This is a genomic window from Microbacterium sp. NPDC089320, assembly GCF_040684875.1.
Taxonomy (GTDB): domain Bacteria; phylum Actinomycetota; class Actinomycetes; order Actinomycetales; family Microbacteriaceae; genus Microbacterium.
The window spans coordinates 62,813-84,098 of sequence record NZ_JBFBGY010000001.1 but is presented as its reverse complement, the minus strand read 5'-3'; the positions used below and the strand labels follow the sequence as shown (position 1 = coordinate 84,098).

The 21,286-nt window shown below is 67.3% G+C and carries 22 protein-coding genes and 1 tRNA gene; 13 read left to right on the top strand and 10 right to left on the bottom strand.

Annotated elements, in window-relative coordinates:
* Positions 1 to 43 precede the first annotated feature (43 nt).
* The 4 genes from rph to AB0N61_RS00425 all read left to right on the top strand — a co-directional run bounded on the left by rph (position 44) and on the right by AB0N61_RS00425 (position 3,009).
* Positions 44 to 778: a ribonuclease PH gene (gene rph / locus AB0N61_RS00440; RefSeq protein ID WP_363360984.1), complete on the top strand. Its 735-nt coding sequence runs from the start codon at positions 44 to 46 to the stop codon at positions 776 to 778.
* The gene (rdgB, locus tag AB0N61_RS00435) at positions 778 to 1,371 is read left to right on the top strand and encodes an RdgB/HAM1 family non-canonical purine NTP pyrophosphatase (protein WP_167947763.1); all 594 of its coding nucleotides are present in this window, start codon (positions 778 to 780) and stop codon (positions 1,369 to 1,371) included. Before rph ends, rdgB begins: the two co-directional genes overlap by 1 nt.
* A gap of 56 nt (positions 1,372 to 1,427) precedes the next feature.
* The gene (locus AB0N61_RS00430; RefSeq protein WP_363360982.1) at positions 1,428 to 2,003 is read left to right on the top strand and encodes a dihydrofolate reductase family protein; all 576 of its coding nucleotides are present in this window, start codon (positions 1,428 to 1,430) and stop codon (positions 2,001 to 2,003) included.
* A gap of 85 nt (positions 2,004 to 2,088) precedes the next feature.
* Positions 2,089 to 3,009 carry a cation diffusion facilitator family transporter gene (locus AB0N61_RS00425; RefSeq protein WP_167947762.1) on the top strand — a complete coding sequence of 307 codons (921 nt, stop codon included), beginning with the start codon at positions 2,089 to 2,091 and terminating at the stop codon, positions 3,007 to 3,009.
* 3 nt (positions 3,010 to 3,012) lie between these two features.
* Here the strand turns inward: AB0N61_RS00425 and ligD are convergent, their stop codons facing one another.
* Entirely contained in the window at positions 3,013 to 4,992 is a 1,980-nt protein-coding gene (ligD, locus tag AB0N61_RS00420; RefSeq protein ID WP_363360979.1) for a non-homologous end-joining DNA ligase, read from the bottom strand.
* 58 nt (positions 4,993 to 5,050) lie between these two features.
* On the opposite strand from ligD, the gene AB0N61_RS00415 reads away from it, so the two are divergent.
* Positions 5,051 to 5,905, top strand: a complete 855-nt coding sequence (locus AB0N61_RS00415; RefSeq protein WP_167947761.1) for a Ku protein — start codon at positions 5,051 to 5,053, stop codon at positions 5,903 to 5,905.
* 28 nt (positions 5,906 to 5,933) lie between these two features.
* On the opposite strand, the gene AB0N61_RS00410 is transcribed toward AB0N61_RS00415, so the two are convergent.
* Entirely contained in the window at positions 5,934 to 6,704 is a 771-nt protein-coding gene (locus AB0N61_RS00410; RefSeq protein WP_167947760.1) for a VTT domain-containing protein, read from the bottom strand.
* 66 nt (positions 6,705 to 6,770) lie between these two features.
* Positions 6,771 to 6,852 (bottom strand) — tRNA-Leu (locus AB0N61_RS00405).
* A 121-nt stretch (positions 6,853 to 6,973) separates the two neighbouring features.
* Here AB0N61_RS00405 and AB0N61_RS00400 point away from each other — a divergent pair.
* The 3 genes from AB0N61_RS00400 to AB0N61_RS00390 are packed head-to-tail and all read left to right on the top strand — an operon-like array spanning position 6,974 to position 8,138.
* On the top strand, positions 6,974 to 7,387 hold the full coding sequence (locus AB0N61_RS00400) for a hypothetical protein (RefSeq protein WP_363360977.1): 414 nt from the start codon (positions 6,974 to 6,976) through the stop codon (positions 7,385 to 7,387).
* Complete coding sequence (locus AB0N61_RS00395) at positions 7,384 to 7,632, top strand: hypothetical protein (RefSeq protein ID WP_363360975.1); 249 nt, start codon at positions 7,384 to 7,386, stop codon at positions 7,630 to 7,632. The genes AB0N61_RS00400 and AB0N61_RS00395 overlap by 4 nt, the downstream gene beginning before the upstream one ends.
* Positions 7,633 to 7,640: 8 nt before the next feature.
* The gene (locus tag AB0N61_RS00390; RefSeq protein ID WP_363360973.1) at positions 7,641 to 8,138 is read left to right on the top strand and encodes a hypothetical protein; all 498 of its coding nucleotides are present in this window, start codon (positions 7,641 to 7,643) and stop codon (positions 8,136 to 8,138) included.
* 148 nt (positions 8,139 to 8,286) lie between these two features.
* On the opposite strand, the gene AB0N61_RS00385 is transcribed toward AB0N61_RS00390, so the two are convergent.
* From AB0N61_RS00385 to AB0N61_RS00375, 3 genes are all read right to left on the bottom strand, one after another.
* The gene (locus tag AB0N61_RS00385; protein WP_363360972.1) at positions 8,287 to 8,508 is read right to left on the bottom strand and encodes a hypothetical protein; all 222 of its coding nucleotides are present in this window, start codon (positions 8,506 to 8,508) and stop codon (positions 8,287 to 8,289) included.
* Positions 8,509 to 9,454: 946 nt separating this feature from the next.
* Positions 9,455 to 11,995, bottom strand: coding sequence for a hypothetical protein (locus AB0N61_RS00380; protein WP_363360970.1), 2,541 nt, complete (start codon positions 11,993 to 11,995; stop codon positions 9,455 to 9,457).
* Between the two features lie 114 nt (positions 11,996 to 12,109).
* Complete coding sequence (locus AB0N61_RS00375) at positions 12,110 to 12,475, bottom strand: hypothetical protein (RefSeq protein ID WP_363360968.1); 366 nt, start codon at positions 12,473 to 12,475, stop codon at positions 12,110 to 12,112.
* A gap of 200 nt (positions 12,476 to 12,675) precedes the next feature.
* Here AB0N61_RS00375 and AB0N61_RS00370 point away from each other — a divergent pair, with 200 nt between their 5' ends.
* A complete protein-coding gene (locus tag AB0N61_RS00370; RefSeq protein WP_363360967.1) occupies positions 12,676 to 13,101 on the top strand; it encodes a hypothetical protein in 426 nt (141 codons plus the stop codon).
* A gap of 226 nt (positions 13,102 to 13,327) precedes the next feature.
* A complete protein-coding gene (locus tag AB0N61_RS00365; protein WP_363360966.1) occupies positions 13,328 to 13,717 on the top strand; it encodes a hypothetical protein in 390 nt (129 codons plus the stop codon).
* Positions 13,718 to 13,791: 74 nt separating this feature from the next.
* Here AB0N61_RS00365 and AB0N61_RS00360 read toward each other — a convergent pair whose 3' ends face one another.
* The 4 genes from AB0N61_RS00360 to AB0N61_RS00345 form a co-directional block, all read right to left on the bottom strand.
* Positions 13,792 to 14,043 carry a hypothetical protein gene (locus tag AB0N61_RS00360; RefSeq protein WP_363360965.1) on the bottom strand — a complete coding sequence of 84 codons (252 nt, stop codon included), beginning with the start codon at positions 14,041 to 14,043 and terminating at the stop codon, positions 13,792 to 13,794.
* Entirely contained in the window at positions 14,040 to 14,774 is a 735-nt protein-coding gene (locus AB0N61_RS00355; RefSeq protein ID WP_363360963.1) for a hypothetical protein, read from the bottom strand. Before AB0N61_RS00355 ends, AB0N61_RS00360 begins: the two co-directional genes overlap by 4 nt.
* Positions 14,775 to 14,863: 89 nt before the next feature.
* Entirely contained in the window at positions 14,864 to 15,856 is a 993-nt protein-coding gene (locus AB0N61_RS00350) for a hypothetical protein (protein ID WP_363360961.1), read from the bottom strand.
* 866 nt (positions 15,857 to 16,722) lie between these two features.
* The gene (locus tag AB0N61_RS00345) at positions 16,723 to 18,342 is read right to left on the bottom strand and encodes a recombinase family protein (RefSeq protein WP_363360959.1); all 1,620 of its coding nucleotides are present in this window, start codon (positions 18,340 to 18,342) and stop codon (positions 16,723 to 16,725) included.
* A 61-nt stretch (positions 18,343 to 18,403) separates the two neighbouring features.
* Between AB0N61_RS00345 and AB0N61_RS00340 the strand changes: the two genes are divergently transcribed.
* From AB0N61_RS00340 to AB0N61_RS00330, 3 genes are read left to right on the top strand one after another with little or no spacing between them, the layout of a single operon-like run.
* Complete coding sequence (locus tag AB0N61_RS00340; protein ID WP_363362020.1) at positions 18,404 to 19,372, top strand: ATPase, T2SS/T4P/T4SS family; 969 nt, start codon at positions 18,404 to 18,406, stop codon at positions 19,370 to 19,372.
* A complete protein-coding gene (locus AB0N61_RS00335) occupies positions 19,369 to 20,226 on the top strand; it encodes a type II secretion system F family protein (protein ID WP_363360958.1) in 858 nt (285 codons plus the stop codon). The genes AB0N61_RS00340 and AB0N61_RS00335 overlap by 4 nt, the downstream gene beginning before the upstream one ends.
* Positions 20,223 to 21,101, top strand: coding sequence for a type II secretion system F family protein (locus tag AB0N61_RS00330; protein ID WP_363360956.1), 879 nt, complete (start codon positions 20,223 to 20,225; stop codon positions 21,099 to 21,101). The genes AB0N61_RS00335 and AB0N61_RS00330 overlap by 4 nt, the downstream gene beginning before the upstream one ends.
* Positions 21,102 to 21,286 lie beyond the last annotated feature (185 nt).

Genomic DNA, 21,286 nt, shown 5'->3' with positions numbered 1-21,286 from the left:
GGCAGCAGCATCCGTTTCATCCGCCTCCATCCGAAGGAATCCCATGACCAGCATCGTCCGCGCCGACGGCCGTTCCACCGACCAGCTCCGCGAGATCACGATCGAGCGCGGATGGAGCAGCCATGCCGAGGGCTCGGCTCTGATCAGCTTCGGCGGAACCAAGGTGCTGTGCACGGCATCGTTCACGAACGGCGTGCCCCGCTGGCTCACCGGCAAAGGCAAGGGGTGGGTGACGGCGGAATACTCGATGCTGCCCCGCGCGACCAACAGCCGCAACGATCGAGAGAGCGTCAAGGGTCGCATCGGCGGACGCACGCATGAGATCTCCCGTCTCATCGGTCGCGCACTGCGAGCGGTGGTCGACACCAAGGCGCTGGGTGAGAACACGATCGTGATCGACTGCGACGTGCTGCAGGCCGACGGAGGCACCCGGACCGCCGCGATCACGGGCGCCTACGTCGCTCTGGCGGATGCGATCGAGTGGGGCCGCGAGAAGAAGTTCATCGGCAAGAACGCCACGCCGCTGCTCGATTCGGTGGCCGCCATCTCGGTCGGCATCATCGACGGGGAGCCGATGCTCGATCTGGCATATGTCGAGGACGTACGCGCAGAGACCGACATGAACATCGTGGTGACCGGCCGTGGTCTCTTCGTCGAGGTGCAGGGCACCGCCGAGGGCGCACCGTTCGACAAGCGTGAGCTCGACGCCCTCCTCGACCTGGGCGTCGCGGGCTGCGCCGACCTCAAGGATCACCAGCTGAAGGCTATCGCAGGCTGATGAAGGTCGTCCTCGCCACGCATAATCCGCATAAGGTCGCGGAGTTCCAGCAGATCGTCGCATCCGCCCGCCCTGATCTCGAGATCATCGCGTATGACGGGCCGGAGCCCGTCGAAGACGGTGTGACGTTCGCGGAGAACGCCCTGATCAAAGCGCGTGCAGCATCGGCGCACACCGGACTCGCGGCCCTCGCCGACGACTCCGGCATCTGCGTCGACGTGCTGGGCGGATCGCCAGGCGTCTTTTCGGCCTATTGGGCGGGGCAGAAGAAGGATGCGGCGGCCAATCTGGAGCTGCTGCTCGACCAGCTGCGCGATATCGCTGATCCGCACCGCAGGGCCCACTTCAACTCGACCATCGCGCTCGTGACCCCGGAGGGGGCTGAGCACGTGGTCGTCGGGAACTGGCCGGGCCGGCTCGCGACCACCGCGTCCGGCGGTGGCGGCTTCGGCTACGACCCCATCTTCATCCCGGAGGGTCAGCCGCGGGGAGCCGAGCGGACGGTCGGCGAGTTCACCGCGGGTGAGAAGCAGGCGCAGTCTCACCGTGCCCGCGCGTTCGCGGAACTGGTGCCGTTGCTCGTCGACCTTTGAGCCACTCATGACCACTACGCTTGACGTGCTTCATGCGTAGTGGTTACTCTGAGGCCATGCGCGAACTCACCTACTACATCGGTGTCACGCTCGACGGATTCATCGCCGGCCCTGACGACGAGGTCGACTTCTTTCCCGTGACCCCGGCATTCGCCGAGACCCTCGGCACAGAACTCGCCGACATCCAGCCGGCGCATGTGCGCGCGGCGCGCGGTGGCGCAGAGGAATCGCTCACCCGCTTCGACACCGTCGTGATGGGCCGTCGGACCTACGAACCCGCGCTGGCCCTCGGCATCACAGACCCGTACTCGCACCTGCGGACCGTCGTGTTCAGCGGCTCTCTGGACGATCCGGGCGAGGCCAACGTCGAGATCGTGCGCACGGATCCTGTCGCGAGGGTCCGCGCACTCAAGGCGGAACCCGGCCTCGGAATCTACCTGGCGGGCGGAGCGGTGCTCGCCGGCGTGCTGCTCGACGAGATAGATAGCCTCATCGTGAAGAAGTACCCGGTGATCGCGGGGTCCGGCATCCCGATGGCGAGCCATCGTTTCGCCCCGACTCCGTTCGCCCTCGACACGGTGCGCTCGTTCGACAATGGATGCGTGGTGCTCGAATACTCCCGTCCGCGCTGACGGCACACGCCTACTGAGAATCATCACCATTCCCGACTGGCCGGTGAGCCGCCTGAGCAGGTGCGAGCCGGTCTAGCCTGGAGTCATGCACGATCATGCGCCCGCCGCCGGCGGCATCCGTTCGGCAGGTCATCGCCGCCTGCTGGCGATCTCGCTGACGCTGACCGCGACGATCATGGTCGTACAGGTGGTGGGTGCGCTGCTCACCGGTTCGCTCGCGCTGCTGGCGGATGCGGCTCATATGTTCACCGACGCCTCGGCCCTGGTCGTCGCGCTCATCGCCGCGGCCGTCGCCGCCCGACCTGCCGACGATCGCCGCACGTTCGGATACCAGCGTGCCGAGGTCTTCGGAGCGCTGATCAACGCGATCATCCTGATCCTGCTCGCCGGATGGGTGGGCGTCGAAGCCGTCGGTCGCCTGATCGACCCGGGGGAGACCGAGGTCACGGGTGGGCTGATGCTGATCGTCGCCGTCGTCGGGCTCGTGGCGAACGCGATCTCGATGTGGCTGCTCAGCCGTGCCCAACGCACCAGCATGAACGTGCGGGGTGCCTACCTCGAGGTCATGGGCGACCTGATCGGGTCGGCGATGGTGATCATCGCGGCCCTGGTGATCGTCGCGACGGGCTGGATGCCCGCCGACGCGCTCGCGTCGATCATGATCGCTGTGCTCATCATCCCGCGAGCCATCGCGCTGCTGCGTGAAGTGTTCTCGGTGCTCTCCGAATCGGCGCCCCAGGGCACGGCGGTCAGCGAGATCCGACAGCACCTCCTCGATTACGACGGCGTCGTCGGCGTGCACGACGTGCACGTCTGGCAGCTGACCCGCGGCGCTCCCGTGTTCAGCGCTCACGTCAGTGTCGACCCGGCTCTCCTCGCGGACGGGCGCTCGGCGAAGCTGCTGAGCGATCTGCAAGGGTGTCTGTCGCACCATTTCGACGTCGCCCACTCGACGTTCCAGATCGAGCCGGCCGAGCAGTCGGACTGCGAGCCGCACCACGCCTGAGCATCAGGACTCGACGACCACCTCACCGGGGCTCTTGTCCGGGCGGAGTCCGCGCCAGCGGGAATGACGCAGCACGCCGTCCGGTGTCCAGTTCGCGAACTCGACCTCGCCGACGAGCTCCGGCTCGACCCAGAGCGCGTCCGACGCGTCGGGAGCGGGCACGTCATCGACCGGCGCGGAGTCGACGCGCAGCGGCGCGAGTCGGCTGAGCAGGTCGCGCAGCATCCGATCGGTGAATCCCGTGCCGACCCTCCCGACGTATCGCAGTCGTCCCGACGATTCGGGCACCGCGAGCAGCAGTGAACCGAACGTCCCCTCGCGGTCGCCCTTGCCGGGGCGGATGCCGACGATGACGACCTCCTGCATGCGAGTGTGCTTGATCTTCAGCCAGGCGGGCGAACGTTGGCCGGGCCGATACCGCGAGGCGGGGTCCTTGACGACGACGCCCTCGAGACCGAACTCGTCGCTCGCGGCGAGAGCAGCATCGAGATCATCGAAGACAGGGGGCACCTGCACCGGCGCGTCGAGATCTGCGACGACCTCCTCGAGAAGTGTCCGTCGCTCCGAGAGCGGCATCGCCCGGAGGTCGTGACCATCCAGACGCAGCAGATCGAAGGCCATGTAGACGATGGGGGTGCGAACGACTTCGCGCTCGATCTCGCGCGGCCGTGTCAGGTGCATGCGGTTCTGCAGCTTCGAGAAGCTCGGCCGACCCTGTGCGTCGACCGCCACGATCTCTCCGTCGACGATCGCGTCGGACACAGGGAGGAACGGTGCACCGTCTGCGGTCAACTCGGGGTACCGAGCGGTGATGTCGGTGCCGCTGCGGGCGTGCAGCAGCATCCGACCGTCTGCCCAGGTGCCGATCGCCCGGATGCCGTCCCATTTGACCTCCACCCACGAGGGTGAGCTCAGAGTGCGGGCGATCGCCGGGGTGCCGTTCTCGGCGAGCATGGGGGAGACGGATGCGGGAGCCGATGGAGTCTGAGGGGTCGCGGCGGAGATGCGCGGCCGGTGGTGGCTGGTCGGTGAACTCGTGCGCACAACCTCTGCTCGGGGCTCGGATGCAGGACCGGTCTCTCGGAGCGCGGCGTGGGCGGCGAGAAGCGGAGCGATGGGGTCTGGTCCGGAATCCGCGCGCTCGAGCACCGTCGCGAAGTCGAGCTGCGCGAGCTCGGGGTCGTCCAGTTCGTCCCATGTGCGCGGAGCCGCCACCCAGGGCTGCGCGCGGCCGCGCATCGAGTACGGCGAGATCGTCGTCTTCTTGCCGTTGTTCTGGCTCCAGTCGAGGAAGACCTTCCCGCCACGGGCCGCCTTGGCCATCGTGCTGGTGGCGAGATCCGGATGCTCGGTCTCGATGAGGCGGGCGATCTCCTTCACGACCGCGGAGATCTCTCCGCTCGTCTGCTGCCCCGGAAGAGCCGCGTAGAGATGGATTCCCTTGCTGCCGCTCGTCACCGGCACAGGATCGAGTCCGATGCCGCCGAGCAGGCCTCGGGCGATCCGCGCGACCTCGGCGCACTGAGCGAGCCCGACGCCCGGGCCCGGGTCGAGGTCCAGGACGAGGCGATCCGGCTTCCCGGGCAGGCCGTCAGGGGCGAAGCGCCACTGAGGCACATGCAGCTCGATCGCGGCGACCTGAGCCAACCACACCAGCGTGGGGACGTCCTGGACGAGGGGGTAGTCCTTCGGGCCGTCCGAGTGCAGGATCGCCTGTCGCGGGATCCACTCCGGCGCCCCGGGCTCGAGCTGCTTCGTGAAGAACGCGTCCGCGGGCGAGTCCGCTGTTCCCACTCCGTCCACCCAGCGTTTGCGGGTCACCGGACGGCCCGCGAGCACCGGGAGGAGGTGCGGGGCGATCGCCGTGTAGTACGCGATGATCTCGCCCTTGGTGGTGCCGGTCTCGGGGTACACGACCTTGTCGAGGTTGGTGATGCGCAGGCGACGACCCTCGATCTGCACGTTCTGCGCCTCTGCGACCATGACGCCAGCGTAGTCAAGGCACTGGCCGGGGACTGCGCAGCTGGTGTTCACTGGGCTCATGAGAACGATCTGGAAGGGTGCGCTCACCTTCGGCCTCGTCAACGTGCCGGTCAAGGTGTATTCCGCCACTGAGGACCACGATGTGCCGCTGCATCAGGTGCACGAGAAGGACGGCGGCCGGATCCGATACCAGCGCACCTGCGAGGTGTGCGGCGAGACGGTGGCCTACGCCGACATCGATCGCGCCTACGTCGAGGAGGGTCAGACGGTCGTGCTCACCAAAGACGACCTGGCGGCCCTGCCGTCCGAGAAGAGCCGGGAGATCGACGTCGTCGAGTTCGTGCCGTCCGACCAGGTCGACCTTCTCACGCTCGACAAGCCCTATTACCTCGAGCCCGACTCGAAGTCACCCAAGGCGTACGTGCTGCTGCGCAAGACGCTCGAGCAGACCGATCGCACGGCGATCGTGCGCTTCACGCTTCGACAGAAGACCCGCCTGGCGGCGCTCCGCGTGCGTGGCAAGGTGCTCGTGCTGCAGACGCTGCTGTGGGCCGACGAGGTCCGAGAGGCGGCGTTCCCGGCGCTGGACGAGGACGTGCGGATCTCGAAGAAGGAGCTCGAGCTCTCGGCGTCGCTCGTCGACAGCTACTCGGCGGACTTCGACCCCGAGTCGTTCGTCGACGAGTATCAGAAGGAACTGCGCACGCTGATCGATGCGAAGATCGAGGCCGGCGACACGTTCGATGTCTCCGATGCCTTCGGTGAGGCGGAAGGCGATGCCAAGAGCGGTGAGGTCATCGACCTGATGGAGGCGCTTCGCGCGAGCGTCGCTCGCACCAAGGCTGCACGGTCGGATTCGTCCGGCGGCACGTCGAAGGCCAAGAAGAGCCCGAGCAAGAAGAAGGCGGGCTGAGTCAGCCCGCCTTCCCCCTGCACCGAGATCAGTGCTTGCCGTCTCCGTCGAAGTCAGGAGCGCGGTCGAAGACCTCCGCGTCGAGCGTGAGCGCTTCCGCCTCGGCGGCGTCCGTCTCGCCGTCTCCGGCTGCGGCCTCCTTCTTCGCCTTGTGGCGCTCCGACAGGTAGTGCCAGAGGGTGACGAGTGCCGTGCCGCCGACGGCGGCGAGCAGGATCAGGTCGATATAGCTCTCGACGAAGTGCGCGACCGGCGGGATGAATCCGATGGCGTAGCCGAACATCGTCAGACCGAAGCCCCAGAGGATCGCCCCGATGAGGTTGTACAGCGTGTAGCGACGCCACGGCATGTGGCCCACTCCCGCGGCGACCGGCGCGAACGTGCGAACGATCGGCACGAAGCGGGCGAGGATGACGGTGATCCCCCCGAAGCGTTCGAAGAACGCGTTCGTCCGCTCGACGTTCTTCTTGCTGAACAGACCTGATTCCTTGCGTTCGAAGACCGCTGGGCCGCCCTTGTGGCCGATGAGATAGCCGACTTCACCGCCCACGAATGCCGAGAGGCCGATCAGCAGCGCGACGATCCACACGTTGATGCCGAACACGCCGTGCTCGGAGCCCGCGAGGGGGTGCGACAGCAGGCCGGAGATCACGAGCAGCGTGTCGCCCGGAAGCAGGAAGCCGACCAGGAGGCCCGTCTCGGCGAAGACGATGAAGCACACGACGAGGAGCGCCCAGGGGCCGGCCGAGCCGATGATCGTGGCGGGGTCGAGCCAGGGGATGAGAGCGGCGTGATGCATGGGTTTCCCGTCGTCGTGCGCTGTGCGGCGGTCAAGTCGTCGGTCGCGCGGGGTGCGACAGATCGGTGCGGAAGGTGGGACTTGAACCCACACGCCCTAGGGCACAGGAACCTAAATCCTGCGTGTCTGCCAATTTCACCACTCCCGCGCGGTCGGGATAAGTCTACTGAGCGGGGGATCCTGTGTTGCTGAGCATCCGCCCCGCAGCCCGGTGCTGGCGCTGTGGATAACTCCCGCGCGCGACGGCGGATCCTTGCGAGGATGCTCGGGTGATCCAGCCCTCCGTCCTCGTCGCAGAGCGCGTCCGGCAGCGACTCCGCGCCGAGGGCACGGATCCGACGTTCGACTCCTCCGCGGCTCGCTCGATCACACTGGCCGAGGTGCGCAAGTTCAATGATCTGGCGATGGCGCGAGGCGCGGCGATGATCGAGGACGAAGCAGCATGCGTGCGCGACGTGCTGGCCGCGGTGAGTGGCTTCGGTCCGTTGCAGTCGCTCCTCGACGATCCGGAGATCGAGGAGATGCGTCCGTTGCACCGGGGTTTCAGATTAACACGAACTGGGCCAAGTGTCGGCTGCCCGCGAGGCGTCTCGCGCAAAGATATTTCCGTGGTGATCAGGGGGTTTAAACGCTGTTACTGTCGTCATCGGGCGGGCACATTGCTGGCCGAGAAGGGACGATGATGGACAAGCTTGAGGCACTCGTGGCGGCACACGGCTGGCGTGAGGTGGAGGGTGTGGCGTGGGGCTGGGCGGCGACGCTGGCCGAGGGCCAGACTGTGGAGCTGGCGCTTGGCCGCGATGGGATCGACGGGCTTGGAGCGCTGTTGCTTGCGGGTCCGGCGCTGGGAGGCATCGGAGCCGATCACCTCGCCGAGCTGATGGCGGCGGTACAGGTCGAACTCGGCGGCGAGCTGCTGGCTGCGTAGGGATGGGTATGCGCATCCTTGCGAGCGAACTCCAGGCCGAGGCTCTGGACGTGGGGTTCTCGGATACCGGCGTCGGGGAACTCCAGTCAGGCGGTCTGGAGTGGGCCGTTACGACCGGAGACGCGTGTTTGGCTGCCCGCTTGCGCGAGCTGTACCCGGGCAGGGTCGCCGCCATCGATATCGTCGTGGCCAACTCGAAGGCCATCCATCAGCGGCTGGTCCTACGGGGTCCCAACGGGGAGTGGTCTTGTGTCCCGTCCGCCGAGCTGACCTTCCGCCTGGCCGACGACCCCAACCTGGGCATCTTCGTCCTCAAGTCCAACTCGTGGGGCCTGGCGCACTTCCTCGCCGCCGAGGACATCGAGGGCCAGATCGACGCCGTCGGCGGACCGGCGCTCCTCCGCCTCAAGCTCGTGCCGGTCTCCTTCATCGCCAAGAACGGACCGCGCAAGGGCAAGACCGTGAGCTACACCTCCACGGAAATCGAGGTCCTGGGCGCAGCGTGACGGTGGGTGGCCCCGCTATGGAGTTAGCATCTCGGGACCCCCGCGCTCAGCGTATGCCATGGCGCGGTGGCGTGCGCTGCGCCGGAAATGCAAGAAGGCCCCGGCTCCCATCGTGATGATGAGAGGCCGGGGCCTCTTGGTGAGTCTCTTACTCGCTATCCGCGTCCGTAGCGTCGCGGGTGTACTCGTCATCTACGGTTCCAGCGACGTAGTAGCGGATCATACGCTCGACAGCTTCGGCGACCCGCTTACCCTCCTGGGTGTCCTCATACTGGATCCGCCCTTTGTGTCCAGCGGCAGTCGCGAGCGAGGAAGCGACCGCGGTCGCGAGCTGATAGCGGGCGGAGTCACCGTTTGTCTTGATCGTCATGCTCACACCCTAACGGCGGCCAGGCTCGGACTGGAGGTTTCTGCTGTCGGGGGGCGCTACGGTCGTCACATGAGTAGCGATGGGGGTCGGAGGGCATCATCTCGACGGATGCGGGACAAGGGGCTTGAAGAACTTGAGGAGCCGAGTCAGGCGTTGAGGGAAATGCTCAGCGCTATGCCCACTCGTCTTGAAGAGGTAATCCCGCGTGCGGCGGGAGAACGCTGGCGCGAAGAGGTGGCGCGGATCGCTGAGACCGCGCCAAGGTTCTATGTTTCCCAAGAGCACTCGGAGGCGCTCATCGACGCTGGTAGGTCCGCGGTGCTGCGCTCGCCATCAGACCTGCCGTCGGCGTCGGGCATCGCGTTCATCGAAGCCGGTACGGGTCGCCACGACTACATGCCTGCCCGGTTTCTCTGGTGGGAGTCCACGCCGACGTGGCTGGTCGCCACGGTCCGCGCCGTGACGAGAAAGGGCGGCCAATTTGGGCCGTCGCTTCGCGCCAAGGCGAGTTGGGGAGAAATTAACGGAGAAGCGGCAGCCACCCGAGCACTCGTTGGCCTCGGATGGTGCGTGAACGAAGCCCGCGCAAGGGAGGTCCTACCCCGGTTGAGGGGCAGTCAGGAAACAGATGCACCCCCGGAGGCGGAGGACCAGCGCCGAGTATACGTCGGGCCTGCCTCTGCGTCGTCGCGATCAAGTGAGCCAGACAAGCGCGACTCTCGATGGGTTGTTCGCGGGCACTGGAGGCGACAGTGGTACGCCCGGGCGGGGGAGCATCGTCCTGTATGGATCGAACAGCACGAGGCAGGTAACCCTGACGCCCCACTGCGAGACGGGCCGATGCTGTACATCGTGGCCAAACTTGCTGACCGTAACGACGTGGGCTGAGACTCCAGGGCCGCCGGTCCCGGCGCGTTAGCTGGGATGGGCGGCCCTGGAGGTGGGGTTAGTAGGCGTGCTGGAGGCGTCGCGCGGCCACGATCAGCTCCTGCTCGGACGTGAGGCCCTGACCAGCGTTCTGGGTGTAGTTCAGGGTCTGGCTGTTGCCAGTGCCGAGCGCGGCCAGTCGGCGGCCAACTGCGCCGCCGTCGCCGGTCTCGATGGCGTGGGAGACCCGACTGGTGCCGTTCAGGTGCGCGCCAATGGCGAGGTCGGGCATCCCGTCCACGGCGTCGATGGCTGCCTGGCCCAGCCCGCGAGCGGACGCGGCGACGCTGGAGGCCATCGAGTCGATGCCGTCGCCGAAGCCCTGGCCGACGAAGACGCCCAGCTCTGCGAAGCGGCGGGACGGAGAGTGGATGCCCAGGATGTCCTTGGCCCAGCCCACCGCGCCGTCGAAGAAGCCGGTGATCTTGCTACGGAGCCAGTTGCCGACGTTTGAGATGCCGTTCCAGAGGCCGCGGATGAGGTCTCCACCCGCGGACAGGAGCCAGTCACCGATACCGGCGATGGCACCCATGACCTTGTCTCGGATGCCGCCGATGACGTTGCCGACTTCCCGGACCTTGTTCGTGACGCTGGAAACGATGTTGTTCCAGGCGTTGGTGAAGAAGGAAACGATGCCGTTCCAGATGTTCTCCCAGGTCGAACGGATGCCGTTGACCACGTTGGTGATGGTCGTGCGGACGCCGTTGATGATCGGGGTCAGGAAGGAAACGATGCCGTTCCAGATGCTCGTGAAGACGGTGGATACCGCGGCCCACACGACTTCCCAACCGCGCCGGACCTTCTCGAACGTGTCCTTGATGAAGCTTGAGATGGCGTTGATGGTGGGTGTCAGGAAGGCCACGATGGCGTTCCAGACTGTCTTGACCACCGACACGATGCCGTCCCAGATGACCTTGAGGACGGCGGCGAAGATCAGGAAGATGCCGGTCCAGATGTCGATGTGTGTCTGGATGAGGCTTGAGATGAACGCCACAACCGGCTTGAGGGCGCTCACGATGCCGTCCCAGATGTCCGAGAAGAAGCCGGAGATGGCTGTCCAGCTCGCGTTCCACACCTGGCTGATGCCATCGACCGTGTCGCCGATGGAGGCGGCGACGCCCTCGATGACCGGCGCGAGGAAGGCCGTGATGGCGTTCCAGACACCCTCGAAGGCGGAGCTGATCGCACCCCACGCCGCGCCCCAGTCGCCGGAGATGGCGAGTGTGACGGCTGCGATGATCCCGGAAACGAAGTCGAGGGCAACGGTGACCACGGCGACGATGACGCCGAAGACGCCCTCGATGACCGGGAGGAGGCTCTGGATCACCGGGATGAGTGAGCCAAGGATGGCACCGATCAGCGGGGCGAGAGAGGCGACTAGGCCGCCGACGGCTGCAGCCGCCTGGCCGATGACGGGGGCGAGCTGGCGTAGGAGGTTCGCGATGACGGGTAGGACGGCGGCCAGCACACCGGAGAGGTGCGTGGTCAGCGCCTCCAAGACTGGCTGGAGCGCCATCGCAACGATGGTGAGCGTCTCGGCAAGGACGGTCGCGACCTGCGAGAGAAGCTGGCTGATCTGAGGCAGCACAGGGGCGAGCGTCTGGAACGCCAGGCCCAGAGGCGACAGGTTTGGGATGAGCTGCGCGAGGGCTGTACCTAGCTGCGAGAACGCGGGGCCGAGGGCGGAGAAGGTCGCGGACAGTCCAGGGCCGATGGACTGGACGAGCGGGCCAGCGCCGTTGATCAGGTCGGCGAGGATACCGACAGCCGCGGCAGCGGCGGGGAGAAAGGCCGTGCCGATGGCCGCCTTCATGTTCTCCCAGCCCGCCGCGAGCTGCTGCTGGCGAGCGGCGAAGGTATCGGACTCGCGAGCTGCTGCGCCGTGAGCATCCGCCGTCTGCTTCATGAGGAGGGACATGGTCGCGGCAGCGTTTGCCTCGGAGGAGAGCGAGCCGCCAACCTTGTCGAAGCCGAGGGCGGCTGCCTCGGCGTCGATCCGCGCCTGGCTCAGGCTGACGCCATAGCGCTCGATGGGGTCGCGCTCACCCTTGAGGGCGCTGGAGATGGCTTCCACGGCCTCGCGCGTGGTGCCTCCGAACATGGCAGCGAGGTCAGCGCCGAGGCCTACGAGGTTCTGAGTCTGGGGGGCGAGCTGGTCCATGCTCACGCCCGCGTTCTTGAGCTGCGCGCCGAGGACGGCTGAGAGTTCGGCCACCTCGGTCTTGGCGAGACCGAAGTGCTTCGCGGCCGAAGCGCCGAACTCGGCCATGACGGGGGCGGACGACTTGAAGATGGCGTCTATCGCGCCGGTGGCCTGCTGGAGGTTCGATGCGCTTGAAATTGCGCCACTCAGGAACTGGCCCATGGCGAGCGCCCCTGTCGCGAGCATGGCGGGGCCGATCATCGACTTGAGGCCGCCGATGATGCCGGAGCCGGTCTTCTTGCCCGCGTCGTTGCCGACAGGGCCAAGGGCGGGGTTAATTTCGCCTCTGAGGGCTGCGCCGAAGCCCTTGGCGCTGGGGATAATGTTCAAGGTCGCGTAACCGACGGATGCGGACATGGCGACCTCCTTTCGGATGGTCGGGGTTCTGGCGGAGTGATGCGCGGCTACGCAAAAGCCCCCGCCAGCTCGCGCCGATAAGGGCGTGGCTGCGGGGGCTGGTGCGGTGGGGTCTTAGCGGTTGGTGCGAGGGCGTCGGCGGCGGCGTGAGGGCTGCGTGCGACGACGGTGGGGCTGGCGGCGGGGTAGCACCCCCGCGGCTGCCAGCGGGCCGCCGAGACCGTCGCGGAGGGCGGCCTGAAGATCGGCAGCGTCAGGCTGCGCGTCGATGCTCGCGCGGAGGGCGTGCATGAACTCAAGCGCATCGGCTTGGCTTTCGATGCCTAGGCGGTGACGCTCTGCGCGGGAGGGCAGAACGCCGAGCACGAAGGACAGGAGCGAGGCTGCCTGGGCGGCTTGGAGCACGTGGGCACGGGGGACGGTCGCGGGCTGGCCGCGGAACTCCACGGTGAGGTCCTCGGTGGGGTGTGTGCGGATCATTTGGCGTCCCCAGCCGTGGATACCTGGACGCGGGAGATGAAGGCGACTTGGGCAGTCGTGGTGGTGGGCATAGTTGGGTCTCTCAGAAGGATGGGCATGGCGGATGTGTGGCGTGCAGGAGGCGAACTAGATCGGCGTCGAGCTTCCTCGGATGCCTCGGCGTAGCGCCGATATGCTGGGCGGCAGCGAGGGGGGATCAAATGGATGCCGTTACTGCCGGTTTGGTTGGCGCGATTGCCGGTGCCGTGATCGGTGCGCTGGCGACGTTGAGCGCAACGCTGGTCAATGGGTTGCTGTCAGCGCGTCGGGCGCGGGACGACGCGAGGACCGCGCTCGTGCGAGAGGTAATGAGATACCGCGGTGACCAGAAGCGCCTCGTGGACCCGCTCAACGAAATCCCACTCCTGTTTGGGCACGATGCCGAGTGCATGCGACTATTGCGCGGGGTGGCTGGCCCGAACACGGACCTGGGGCGCACGGACGCGCTGAAGGATCTAATCGTCCGCCTCGCGTCGCTAGCCGGTATCAGTACAACGGTGACTCACTCGGATATCACGACGCCGCTCGCGTACAACGGATTGCTTCCCTGGGGTGGCTCTCAAGAAACGGGCAAGCCAGACGCCTGAGGTCGTAGGGTCGGGGTCCGCGGAGGGCCACTAGGGGGTCATTCACAGCGATCTGGGGGCGTGTAAACCCTGGAACTTGCGCGCACAGGGAGTCGCTATGCCGCTCCGGGCGGGAAGCTACCGGGGGCGGGGGAGTCCCTCCCCAGGGCGGTGGCGGCGTCGCGAACACACGTCACCGATTTCCTTCCTGCGCGGTGCAGCTGTGACATGCCGCTAATCTGAGCGCATGGAAGAGTGGTTCGTGGGCCTCCTGTTCGGCATCGGAGCGACGCTGATTACCTCCGTCGTGACGCTGTTGATCAGCACACGCGATTTGGGGCTGCGGCGTCGCACCGAGACGATTGACAGGTTTCTGCGAACGGCGGCTATTGCCCACGGTTACCCTGTAGACGAACGCGCCCAGAGCGTCGGAACTGGCGAACAGATCGCCGCGATCTATCTGGTTGCAGACCTCGCAAGACGCGATAGATGGTTGCGCACGTCAGGCATTGCGTTCTTGGACGAACTCTGTGAGTGGCTAGGGAAGCTAAACACTCCCACCGCCTCGCGGTTACTGGAGGCCGCCACGGAAGCGCGTCGTATCGCACAGCCACGGACGCCCATCCTTCATAAGTAAGTGATTCATGGTGGTCCCTCGCGCAGGTGGGGTGTCCGCTCTCGCTAGGGTAGGCGAGAGCGGACGGGGTGGGGTTAGAAGCGCTGCCTGAGTTCCGACATGACGGCCTCAGCGACCGGGATGGCGGCCTCCGCTTTCCGACGACGGACGCGGTCCCGGATGACGCTGGCGGCAGCCCGCGGCTGCATGCGTCGCGCCACGCGGTCGTACTCGTCCTGCCAGTCCTCAGGAACGGAGCCGCGATACGAGACGCGGGAGGCCTCGCGCTCCGCGCGCTGCTGGTCTGCTTCGGCGGCCATCTGCTCGATGCGGGATGCGGTGGTCATCGAACTACTCGCGAGGTGAGGCCGTGGCGGTCGAGGATTGCCCGGTACTGGCTCTCCTTCTGGCTCGCCGGGATCGCGTCGTTGTCTCGGACGGCGACGCATGCGCTGACCACCTCGATGCGCGTGGAGCGGAGGAGCGTTGAGGCATTGATGGTGTCGTCCACGATCTTCCAGGCGGCATCCTCCTCATCCACGAGACCGGCATCCACGTAGGCGGCGACGTTGTGGAGGGCCTCCCGGAGGCCCCAGTTTCCGCCATCCACGTCGAGTGAGCGCCCCAGGACGCCCAGGAAGTAGTCACGTTCCGACAGCGCGGAGGTCAGCGCGTCCAGGTGTTCCCTCGCGCGCCGGGACGCCTCGGCGAAGAGCGGTTCCACCTGGGAGATGAAGGGGTCCTCGTCCATGGCGTCGTAAACGAACTCGAAGCGGGCGCGCGCGGCGCGGGCCACGGCGGTTCGTGCGGGGCCAAGCGCGGCTGCTGCGGCTCGGGCGGTGTCTTCGGCGACGTCCCAGGCGGCGCGCTTGACATGGGCGGCGGGGCCGTCTGGACCGCCCAACTCAGCGAGCTTGGCACGCGCGGTGGCGTCCTTGGTTGCTGCCTTGTCGAGCGCCTCGGAGGCTGCCGCTACGGCGGCGTCCTTCTCGGCAGCGCCGGGGATGGCGGAGATGATCCACTCGGGGAAGGGGGCGGCGTAGTCGCTGCTATGCGGGTTGGCGGGGCGGAAGGCCATGATGCGTCCTTAACGGTTGGGTCGGTGGCCGTGGGGCCATTGAGGTGCTGCGCGTGGCAGCGGGTCGAAGAGGAGACCGCCTGGAGCGGTCAGGCTGCCCGTCGGGCGCGGTAGGTGTCCAAGTCAGTGACGGGCGCGGGGGTTGTTGTATGCGCGTCCCGCTGTGCGAGGTATGCAGCTAGGTCGGCGCGGACCTCGTCCTTGAGTTCGGCAACGATGCGGTCGAGGATGACTTCCGTCGTGGCGTTCATGGTGGTCTCCTGAGGGGGGTCGTCGGTGGTCCGGGTGGCGTCGCCCTCGGTGAAGACGAAGACGCGCGTGCGGGTGCGGACCCCGTCCACATAGACGACGGTCTGGCGCTCGGTGACGGAGATTGGCGCGCTCACGCCGAGGTCGTCGGCGGAGCGGAGCACCTCGAAGATGCGGCGGTCGCTGAGGTTGAAGGCCAGCTCTAGGCCGATGCTCTCGGCGAGAGCGGCGCGGGTGATGGGTTGGCCAAGCACGATGTCTCCGGCCTCCATAGCGGCGTCGAAGGCGTCAAGGATGGCGCGACTCTCGCTGTCGGCCTTGCGGGAGCGGTAGGCGCGGACTCTTTCGGTACTCGTCCCAGCCGGGGCGAGGATGCGGGAGCGGTATGCGTGCCCGTATGCGAAAAGGTCGGTGAGGAACGCTTCACGGTCAAAGTCAGTGCCGGGGAGAGGGAGCATGTGCAGAGCGGCATACAAGCCCGCGTAGTACGGCGTGAGCTTTCGCGTGGCGTCACGGGCATCGTCCATGTGCTCGCGGCCAGGAAGAGGAGCGCGGCGGCCCTGACCGCCGTCGTAGCGGCGCGGGAGAGCGTCGAGGCTCGCGCGGATGGCGTCCTCGTTGATCGGAGCCTCGGGGTCCAGGGTCGGGAGGATCAGGTACTCCCAGACATGGGCAACGGTAGGGACGCGGCGGCCCCACGGGTAGGCGTCCAGCTCGTCGGAGAAGGCGAACCTGCCGACCACGTAGGCATCGGCAGTGTCGTAGGCGCGCCGGACACCGAGGCTGTGCGCGGCGTAGCTGGCGGCTGAGGTCTTGAAGTCGATGGGGGTCATTGGGGCTTTCGGTGGAGGCGCTGGCGGACGCCGCTGGAGTGGTCAGGGGTGGCGGAAAAGACGATGGCCCTCGCCCGGGAGCAAGCCGAGGAGGGCCATCGTCGGGGTCTAACCCGCCAGGGTTCCGAAAGTGACCACGATTAGGTGCCGCGCATGGCGGCGTGTTAATGACGCAGAGGAGTGCGCCTGGAGCTGGGGAACTGCCCAAGACGGGGGAGCTCCAGGCAGAACGAGGGCTAAGCGGCTAGGAGCGCGGCGGCGCGTTGGGCCACGGCGGTCAGCCTGTCGAAGTCGTTTGAGGCCAGGGCAGCGTCGGCCTCGGCTGCGAGGCGGGCGCGCTGAGCCAGGAGCTTGCTTGTCAGCTCGCGGTGGAGGGCCTGGCGTTCCCGCCACTCCTTGAGGCGGCATGCCTCAGTGCAGAAGCGGGAGGTGGAGGATGCCCCGCACGTTTCACAGGGGGAGGTCTGCATGTTGGTCCTTCGTACGTACGTAGAGGCTGAAAAAAGGACGCCCTCTGGGGCAGAGTCCAGAGGGCGTTGAAGAGTGAGGGAGGGGAAGGTGTTTTCCCCTCTACAGATAAGTGGGCCTGGCTGCCCACGGCGAACCGCGTATTTCCGCGGATGCTAGATGTCGAGGTGGCGGCGAGGCCGAGTTTCACAGGAGACGCTCAGGGTGGGGCTGGCGGTGGCGGGCGGGATTGGCTGGCCGTGCACAGGAAGACGTAACGCCCTTCTTATACGTCATCTTCACTAGAGAGGGAGAGAGAGCTAGAAGAAGGAACTTATAGGCGTGGAGCGTTTCGTCTTCCTGTGCACTGGCCACCGCCACCTCCTCCGGCGCGACCATGAGAGCCAGGCCGTCACCGATCAGGCTGCTTTGCGCCGCTCGCGGGCTTTGCCGTCCTGTTTGAGGTGACTCACGTCGAGAGTCAGGGGGTCCACCTCCTCGCCAGCCCATACGATGCGGACGCGCTCGTGAGAGCGGAACCGTGCGCCAGGCTTCGGTGCTGCCGTGACAATGACCTTGTCGATCGTGAGGCGGAGGAGCGCCCGCGCCTCCAGCACTGGCGCGTCCATGATGGCGGGCAGCGATATTTCGGGGTCCAGGAGCGCGCCGAGGTTGGCCGTCGGCTGCGGGAGGCTGGCCAGCTCGGCACGGGTGCGGTTGATCTTCTCTCCTAGTGCGGCGGCAATGAGCGAGTAGCGGGCGTCGGGCAGGACGCCGCGCACGTAGCGGTCGTGGTCCGCGTCGGCGAGCTTGGCCTCTAGCGTGCTCAGACGGTCGGCTAGGTCGGCGCGCTCGCGCATGGTGCCGGGGTCGTTGCGGGCAAGCCAGCGCTCGGCGACGACGCCCAGGCGCTCGTCATCCGGCTCCAGGCGAGCGAGGTAGAAAGCCCACTCGCGCTTGACGGCCTTCTCCAGTGTCTTAATGGTGACGCTGAGTGGGTGCTTGCACTCCTCGCCGACATAGTCCCGCTTGCGGCAGCGGTAGGCGTCGCCGAAAGAGTTGCACGTCCGGCGACACTCGGCGCACAGGACGAGACCACCGCCAAGGAGGGTCTCGGGCTGCTTCTTGGCTCGCATCCCGCGCCCATACTGGCGTAGGCGGGAGTCGAGGACTTCCAGGAGAGCGCGGCGCTCGCCCTCGCTGACGATGGGGGCAACGCCCTCAGCCATGAGCGACACCGTTTCGCCCGTGTCGGGGTCCCGCCAGGGGTGGATATCCGCCCCCTCGTAGCCTGTCTCGCGCTGCTCGCGGTGATCGGGGGTCAGACCCGCCAGCGTCGGGGAGCGGAAGGTGGTGGAGAGCGCCGAAGAACGCCAGTGGGTGCCGCCGAAGCGGGTAGGGATGCCGCGCGCGTTGAAGTCGCGACAGACCGCCAGCATCGTCTCACCGCGCATGAGACGCTCGTAGGCCTCGCGGACAAGTGGGGCTTCCTCGGGGTGAGGGCGTAGCTTGCGGTCGTCACCGATGCAGTATCCCCAGGGGCGTCGGCCGCCCAGATAGAGGCCCTGCTTACGTTGAGAGACTTTCTTAGCGCGGACACGTAGGGAGGTGTTCGCGCTCTCTGCGCGGGCCTGCTCGGAGACCAGGACGATGAGCATGCGGGAGTTCTGCACCGAAGAGTCCAGGTTGTCCTTAAGGAAAAGGAGTCGGCCCCCGACAGCATCGACATCGTCAAGGATCGTGGCGACCTGGCCCGCGCCTCGGCGGCTCAGTCTGTCCAGCTTCCAGATGGCGAGGGTAGCGACCTCCCCGGAGGTGACAGCGGCCACAGCGGCGTCGAAATCCGGGCGCTTTACGCCGCGTTTGTAGCCGGACTTACCCCGGTCGCGCCAGACCTTGCGCACGGTGAGGCCAGCGCGCGTGGCCCACTCGCGGAGGTCGGCCTCCTGGCGCTCCATGGAGTCCTTGCCCTCGGCATCGACGCTGAGTCGGATGTAGAGGTCCACGAGGTCCGTGGGGGTGGCGATGGTGATGGTCATGATGGCCCCTTTCGATCTAGTCGAGGAGGAGTGCGCCTAGGGGCGACCCTCTGCCCGGGGCATCGACGGGGTTACCGAGGAGATCTGGCTCAACGGGCCCGAGAGCGTCCATGTCGCCCGTGGCGGAGTCGCCGAGCGGGTCGAGCTGCGTCTCACGGAGTCGTCACTGCGCGATCTCATCGAGCGGATGCTGCAGTCGACAGGACGCCGTGTCGACATCAGTCAGCCTTTCGTGGACGCGTCGCTCCCCGATGGCTCCCGCTTGCACGTCGCGATCGCGGATGTCGTCCGCGGATCATGGTCCGTCAACATCCGCAAGTTCCTGCCCCGCTATCGCAGCCTCGCGGCACTCGTCGACCACGGGGCGCTGACCGCGGACCTCGCCGCGGCATTGCGTGAAGCGATGCGAGCGGGCAAGAGCATCGTGGTGTCCGGCGCCACCCACGCCGGCAAGACGACGTTCCTCGGCGCGCTGCTCGACTCGTGCGCCGACCGCCAGCGGATCATCACCGTCGAGGAGACCTTCGAGCTGGCGGTGCAGGGACCGGATGTCGTGTCGTTGCAGGGCCGTCAGGCGAGCCTCGAGGGAACAGGGGAGATCACGCTGCGCAGGCTCGTGAAGGAGGCACTCAGGATGCGACCCGATCGTCTCGTGGTCGGCGAGGTGAGAGACGCGGAGGCGCTCGATCTCGTCCTCGCGCTCAACACCGGCGTCCCGGGCGCTGCGACCGTGCACGCGAACTCCGCGGCCGAGGCGCTCGACAAGCTCGCGCTCCTGCCGCTGCTCGCGGGACGGAACATCGACCGCTCGTTCATCGCTCCTGCCGTCGCCGGCGCGGTGGACCTGGTGGCGCATTGCGTGCGCGACGAGGCCGGAGTGCGACGGGTGCACGAGGTCATCGCGCCGACGGGCGAGGTGGTCGACGGGCGGATCGTCACGAGAACCGTCTACGTCGGCGGCGACATCGCGTCCGCCGGCGAGGCGGCCTGGCGACGCGGCGAACGTCAGCAGGACGGAGGCGCTCGGTGACGGTTCTGCTCGGTGCGATGCTCGCTGCCGGTCTGCTGCTGTGCGCATCGCCGTGGCTGTGGCCGCCGCGTCCTGACGAGGCGACGAGCAGGCACCGGGGCCGGCTCGCCACGCTGCTCGAAGAGGGCGGCATGGCCTCGGTCCGCCCGCGCACGCTTCTTCTGGTGATGCTGACGGTCGCGCTCGCCGCCGCGTCTGTCGCCTGGCTCCTCACGGCCATTCCGATCCTCGCGGGGCTGGCGGGAGCGAGTGCGGCCGTCGGGCCGATCGTCTTCCTCCGATCCCGGCGCCTCCGTCTGCGCAGACTGCGCCGCCAACTCTGGCCCGACGTCTGCGATCTGTTGATCGCGTCGATTCGTGTCGGACTGTCCTTGCCGGATGCCGTGGCGAGTCTGGCGGAGTCATCGCCGATGATGATGCGGCCCGCCTTCGTCGTCTTCGCCAGGGACCTGCGCGCCACCGGCCGCTTCGAGACGAGCCTCGACCGGCTGAAGTCCGCCTTGGCTGATCCCATCGCCGATCGGATCATCGAGACGCTGCGCATGGCACGGCAGGTCGGCGGCACCGAGCTCACCGGCGTCCTGCGCGCGCTGTCGTCGTCAGTGCGCACAGACGCCGTGCTGCGGGGCGAGGTCGAAGCCAGGCAGTCCTGGATCCGTGGGGCAGCGGTGCTGGGCGCCGTCGCGCCGTGGGTGATCCTCGGTCTGCTGGTGCTGCGCCCCGAGGGCGCGGCGGCATACGGCACCGGCGAGGGGATGCTGGTGATCGGCCTCGGCGCTGCTGTGTCGGTGATCGCCTATCGCTTCATGATCCACATCGGTCGCCTAGCCGAGCCGGGGCGGTGGTTCGGATGAATCCGGTCTCCGCGATCGCCGTCGCGCTGCTCGGCGGCGGAGCGCTCAGCGCGGGATGGCTGTTCATGCTCGCGGCTTTGCCACGATGGTCGGCGTCGCCGCTGGCCATGCGGATCGCGCCCTATGTCCGAGACGCTGTTCCCGACGACGACCTGCCTCCAGACGCCCTCCCACGAGTCGGCATGCTTGCTGCGGGTGACGGCGGGATCTGGCTGCGCTGCCGAGTCCTCTTTGAGCGCCTCCTCGGCGGCGGCGAAGCCCTGCGGCGGAGGATCGAGCAGGCAGGCATCCCTCTCGAGCAGGGAGCCTTTCGAGGGCGTCAGCTCGGTTGGATCCTTGCAGGTGTCGCCACTGGCGCGATCGCTGTGATCGCGCTCGCCATCGCCGGGCGGATGAGCCCGCCGGTCGCTCTGCTCCCCGGCATCCTCGGGGCCGGCGCCGGGTTCGGATACGACATGCGGCTCACGGCTCGTGTGGCGTCGCGTCGCGCTCGGTTGACCGACGAGCTGCCGACGGTGCTCGAGTTCCTCGCGCTGTGCCTGTCGGCCGGCGAGGGGCTGCTCGACTCCCTGCGCCGGGTTTCGGCCGTCGGCTCCGGCGAGCTCACCACCGAGTTCCGCCGCGTGGTGCTCGCTGTGGGAACGGGCTCGCCGCTCTCCGATGCGCTCACAGAGATGGCTGCGCGGCTGCAGCTCTCCGGACTCTCACGCGCCATCGATCAGGTGACGGCGGCGCTCGAGCACGGCGCACCGCTCTCGGCCGTCCTGCACGCGCAGGCGGGCGACGCTCGGGAGGATGCCAAGCGGGTGCTCATCGAACAGGCCGGTCGGAAGGAGATCCTGATGCTCCTCCCTGCTCGGTCGGCTTGCATCTGACGCTCCTGTAACGCTTCCGAAGTTCCCGTTCGAGGTCGCTCTCCGGGACGCCCGGAGGGCCGCATGATGCGTTCTGTCGACGTGGTTACTTGTGCGACGAGGTCGTGCACGGTTTTGTCGCGCCCGAAAGCTCCCGCCAGCAACGGCTGACGGGTCACCCAGGGCGAAGCCCACCCAGGATCGCG

Bases quoted from the DNA above. Each gene is read 5' to 3' on its own strand.
- AB0N61_RS00355 (WP_363360963.1), bottom strand. From the start codon at position 14,774: ATGGCCTTCCGCCCCGCCAACCCGCATAGCAGCGACTACGCCGCCCCC.
- AB0N61_RS00375 (WP_363360968.1), bottom strand. From the start codon at position 12,475: ATGATCCGCACACACCCCACCGAGGACCTCACCGTGGAGTTCCGCGGC.
- AB0N61_RS00370 (WP_363360967.1), top strand. From the start codon at position 12,676: ATGGATGCCGTTACTGCCGGTTTGGTTGGCGCGATTGCCGGTGCCGTG.
- rdgB (WP_167947763.1), top strand. From the start codon at position 778: ATGAAGGTCGTCCTCGCCACGCATAATCCGCATAAGGTCGCGGAGTTC.
- AB0N61_RS00395 (WP_363360975.1), top strand. From the start codon at position 7,384: ATGATGGACAAGCTTGAGGCACTCGTGGCGGCACACGGCTGGCGTGAG.
- ligD (WP_363360979.1), bottom strand. From the start codon at position 4,992: ATGGTCGCAGAGGCGCAGAACGTGCAGATCGAGGGTCGTCGCCTGCGC.
- AB0N61_RS00390 (WP_363360973.1), top strand. From the start codon at position 7,641: ATGCGCATCCTTGCGAGCGAACTCCAGGCCGAGGCTCTGGACGTGGGG.
- AB0N61_RS00425 (WP_167947762.1), top strand. From the start codon at position 2,089: ATGCACGATCATGCGCCCGCCGCCGGCGGCATCCGTTCGGCAGGTCAT.
- AB0N61_RS00385 (WP_363360972.1), bottom strand. From the start codon at position 8,508: ATGACGATCAAGACAAACGGTGACTCCGCCCGCTATCAGCTCGCGACC.
- AB0N61_RS00430 (WP_363360982.1), top strand. From the start codon at position 1,428: ATGCGCGAACTCACCTACTACATCGGTGTCACGCTCGACGGATTCATC.
- AB0N61_RS00330 (WP_363360956.1), top strand. From the start codon at position 20,223: ATGAATCCGGTCTCCGCGATCGCCGTCGCGCTGCTCGGCGGCGGAGCG.
- AB0N61_RS00410 (WP_167947760.1), bottom strand. From the start codon at position 6,704: ATGCATCACGCCGCTCTCATCCCCTGGCTCGACCCCGCCACGATCATC.
- AB0N61_RS00350 (WP_363360961.1), bottom strand. From the start codon at position 15,856: ATGACCCCCATCGACTTCAAGACCTCAGCCGCCAGCTACGCCGCGCAC.
- AB0N61_RS00365 (WP_363360966.1), top strand. From the start codon at position 13,328: ATGGAAGAGTGGTTCGTGGGCCTCCTGTTCGGCATCGGAGCGACGCTG.
- AB0N61_RS00345 (WP_363360959.1), bottom strand. From the start codon at position 18,342: ATGACCATCACCATCGCCACCCCCACGGACCTCGTGGACCTCTACATC.
- AB0N61_RS00415 (WP_167947761.1), top strand. From the start codon at position 5,051: ATGAGAACGATCTGGAAGGGTGCGCTCACCTTCGGCCTCGTCAACGTG.
- AB0N61_RS00380 (WP_363360970.1), bottom strand. From the start codon at position 11,995: ATGTCCGCATCCGTCGGTTACGCGACCTTGAACATTATCCCCAGCGCC.
- AB0N61_RS00360 (WP_363360965.1), bottom strand. From the start codon at position 14,043: ATGACCACCGCATCCCGCATCGAGCAGATGGCCGCCGAAGCAGACCAG.
- rph (WP_363360984.1), top strand. From the start codon at position 44: ATGACCAGCATCGTCCGCGCCGACGGCCGTTCCACCGACCAGCTCCGC.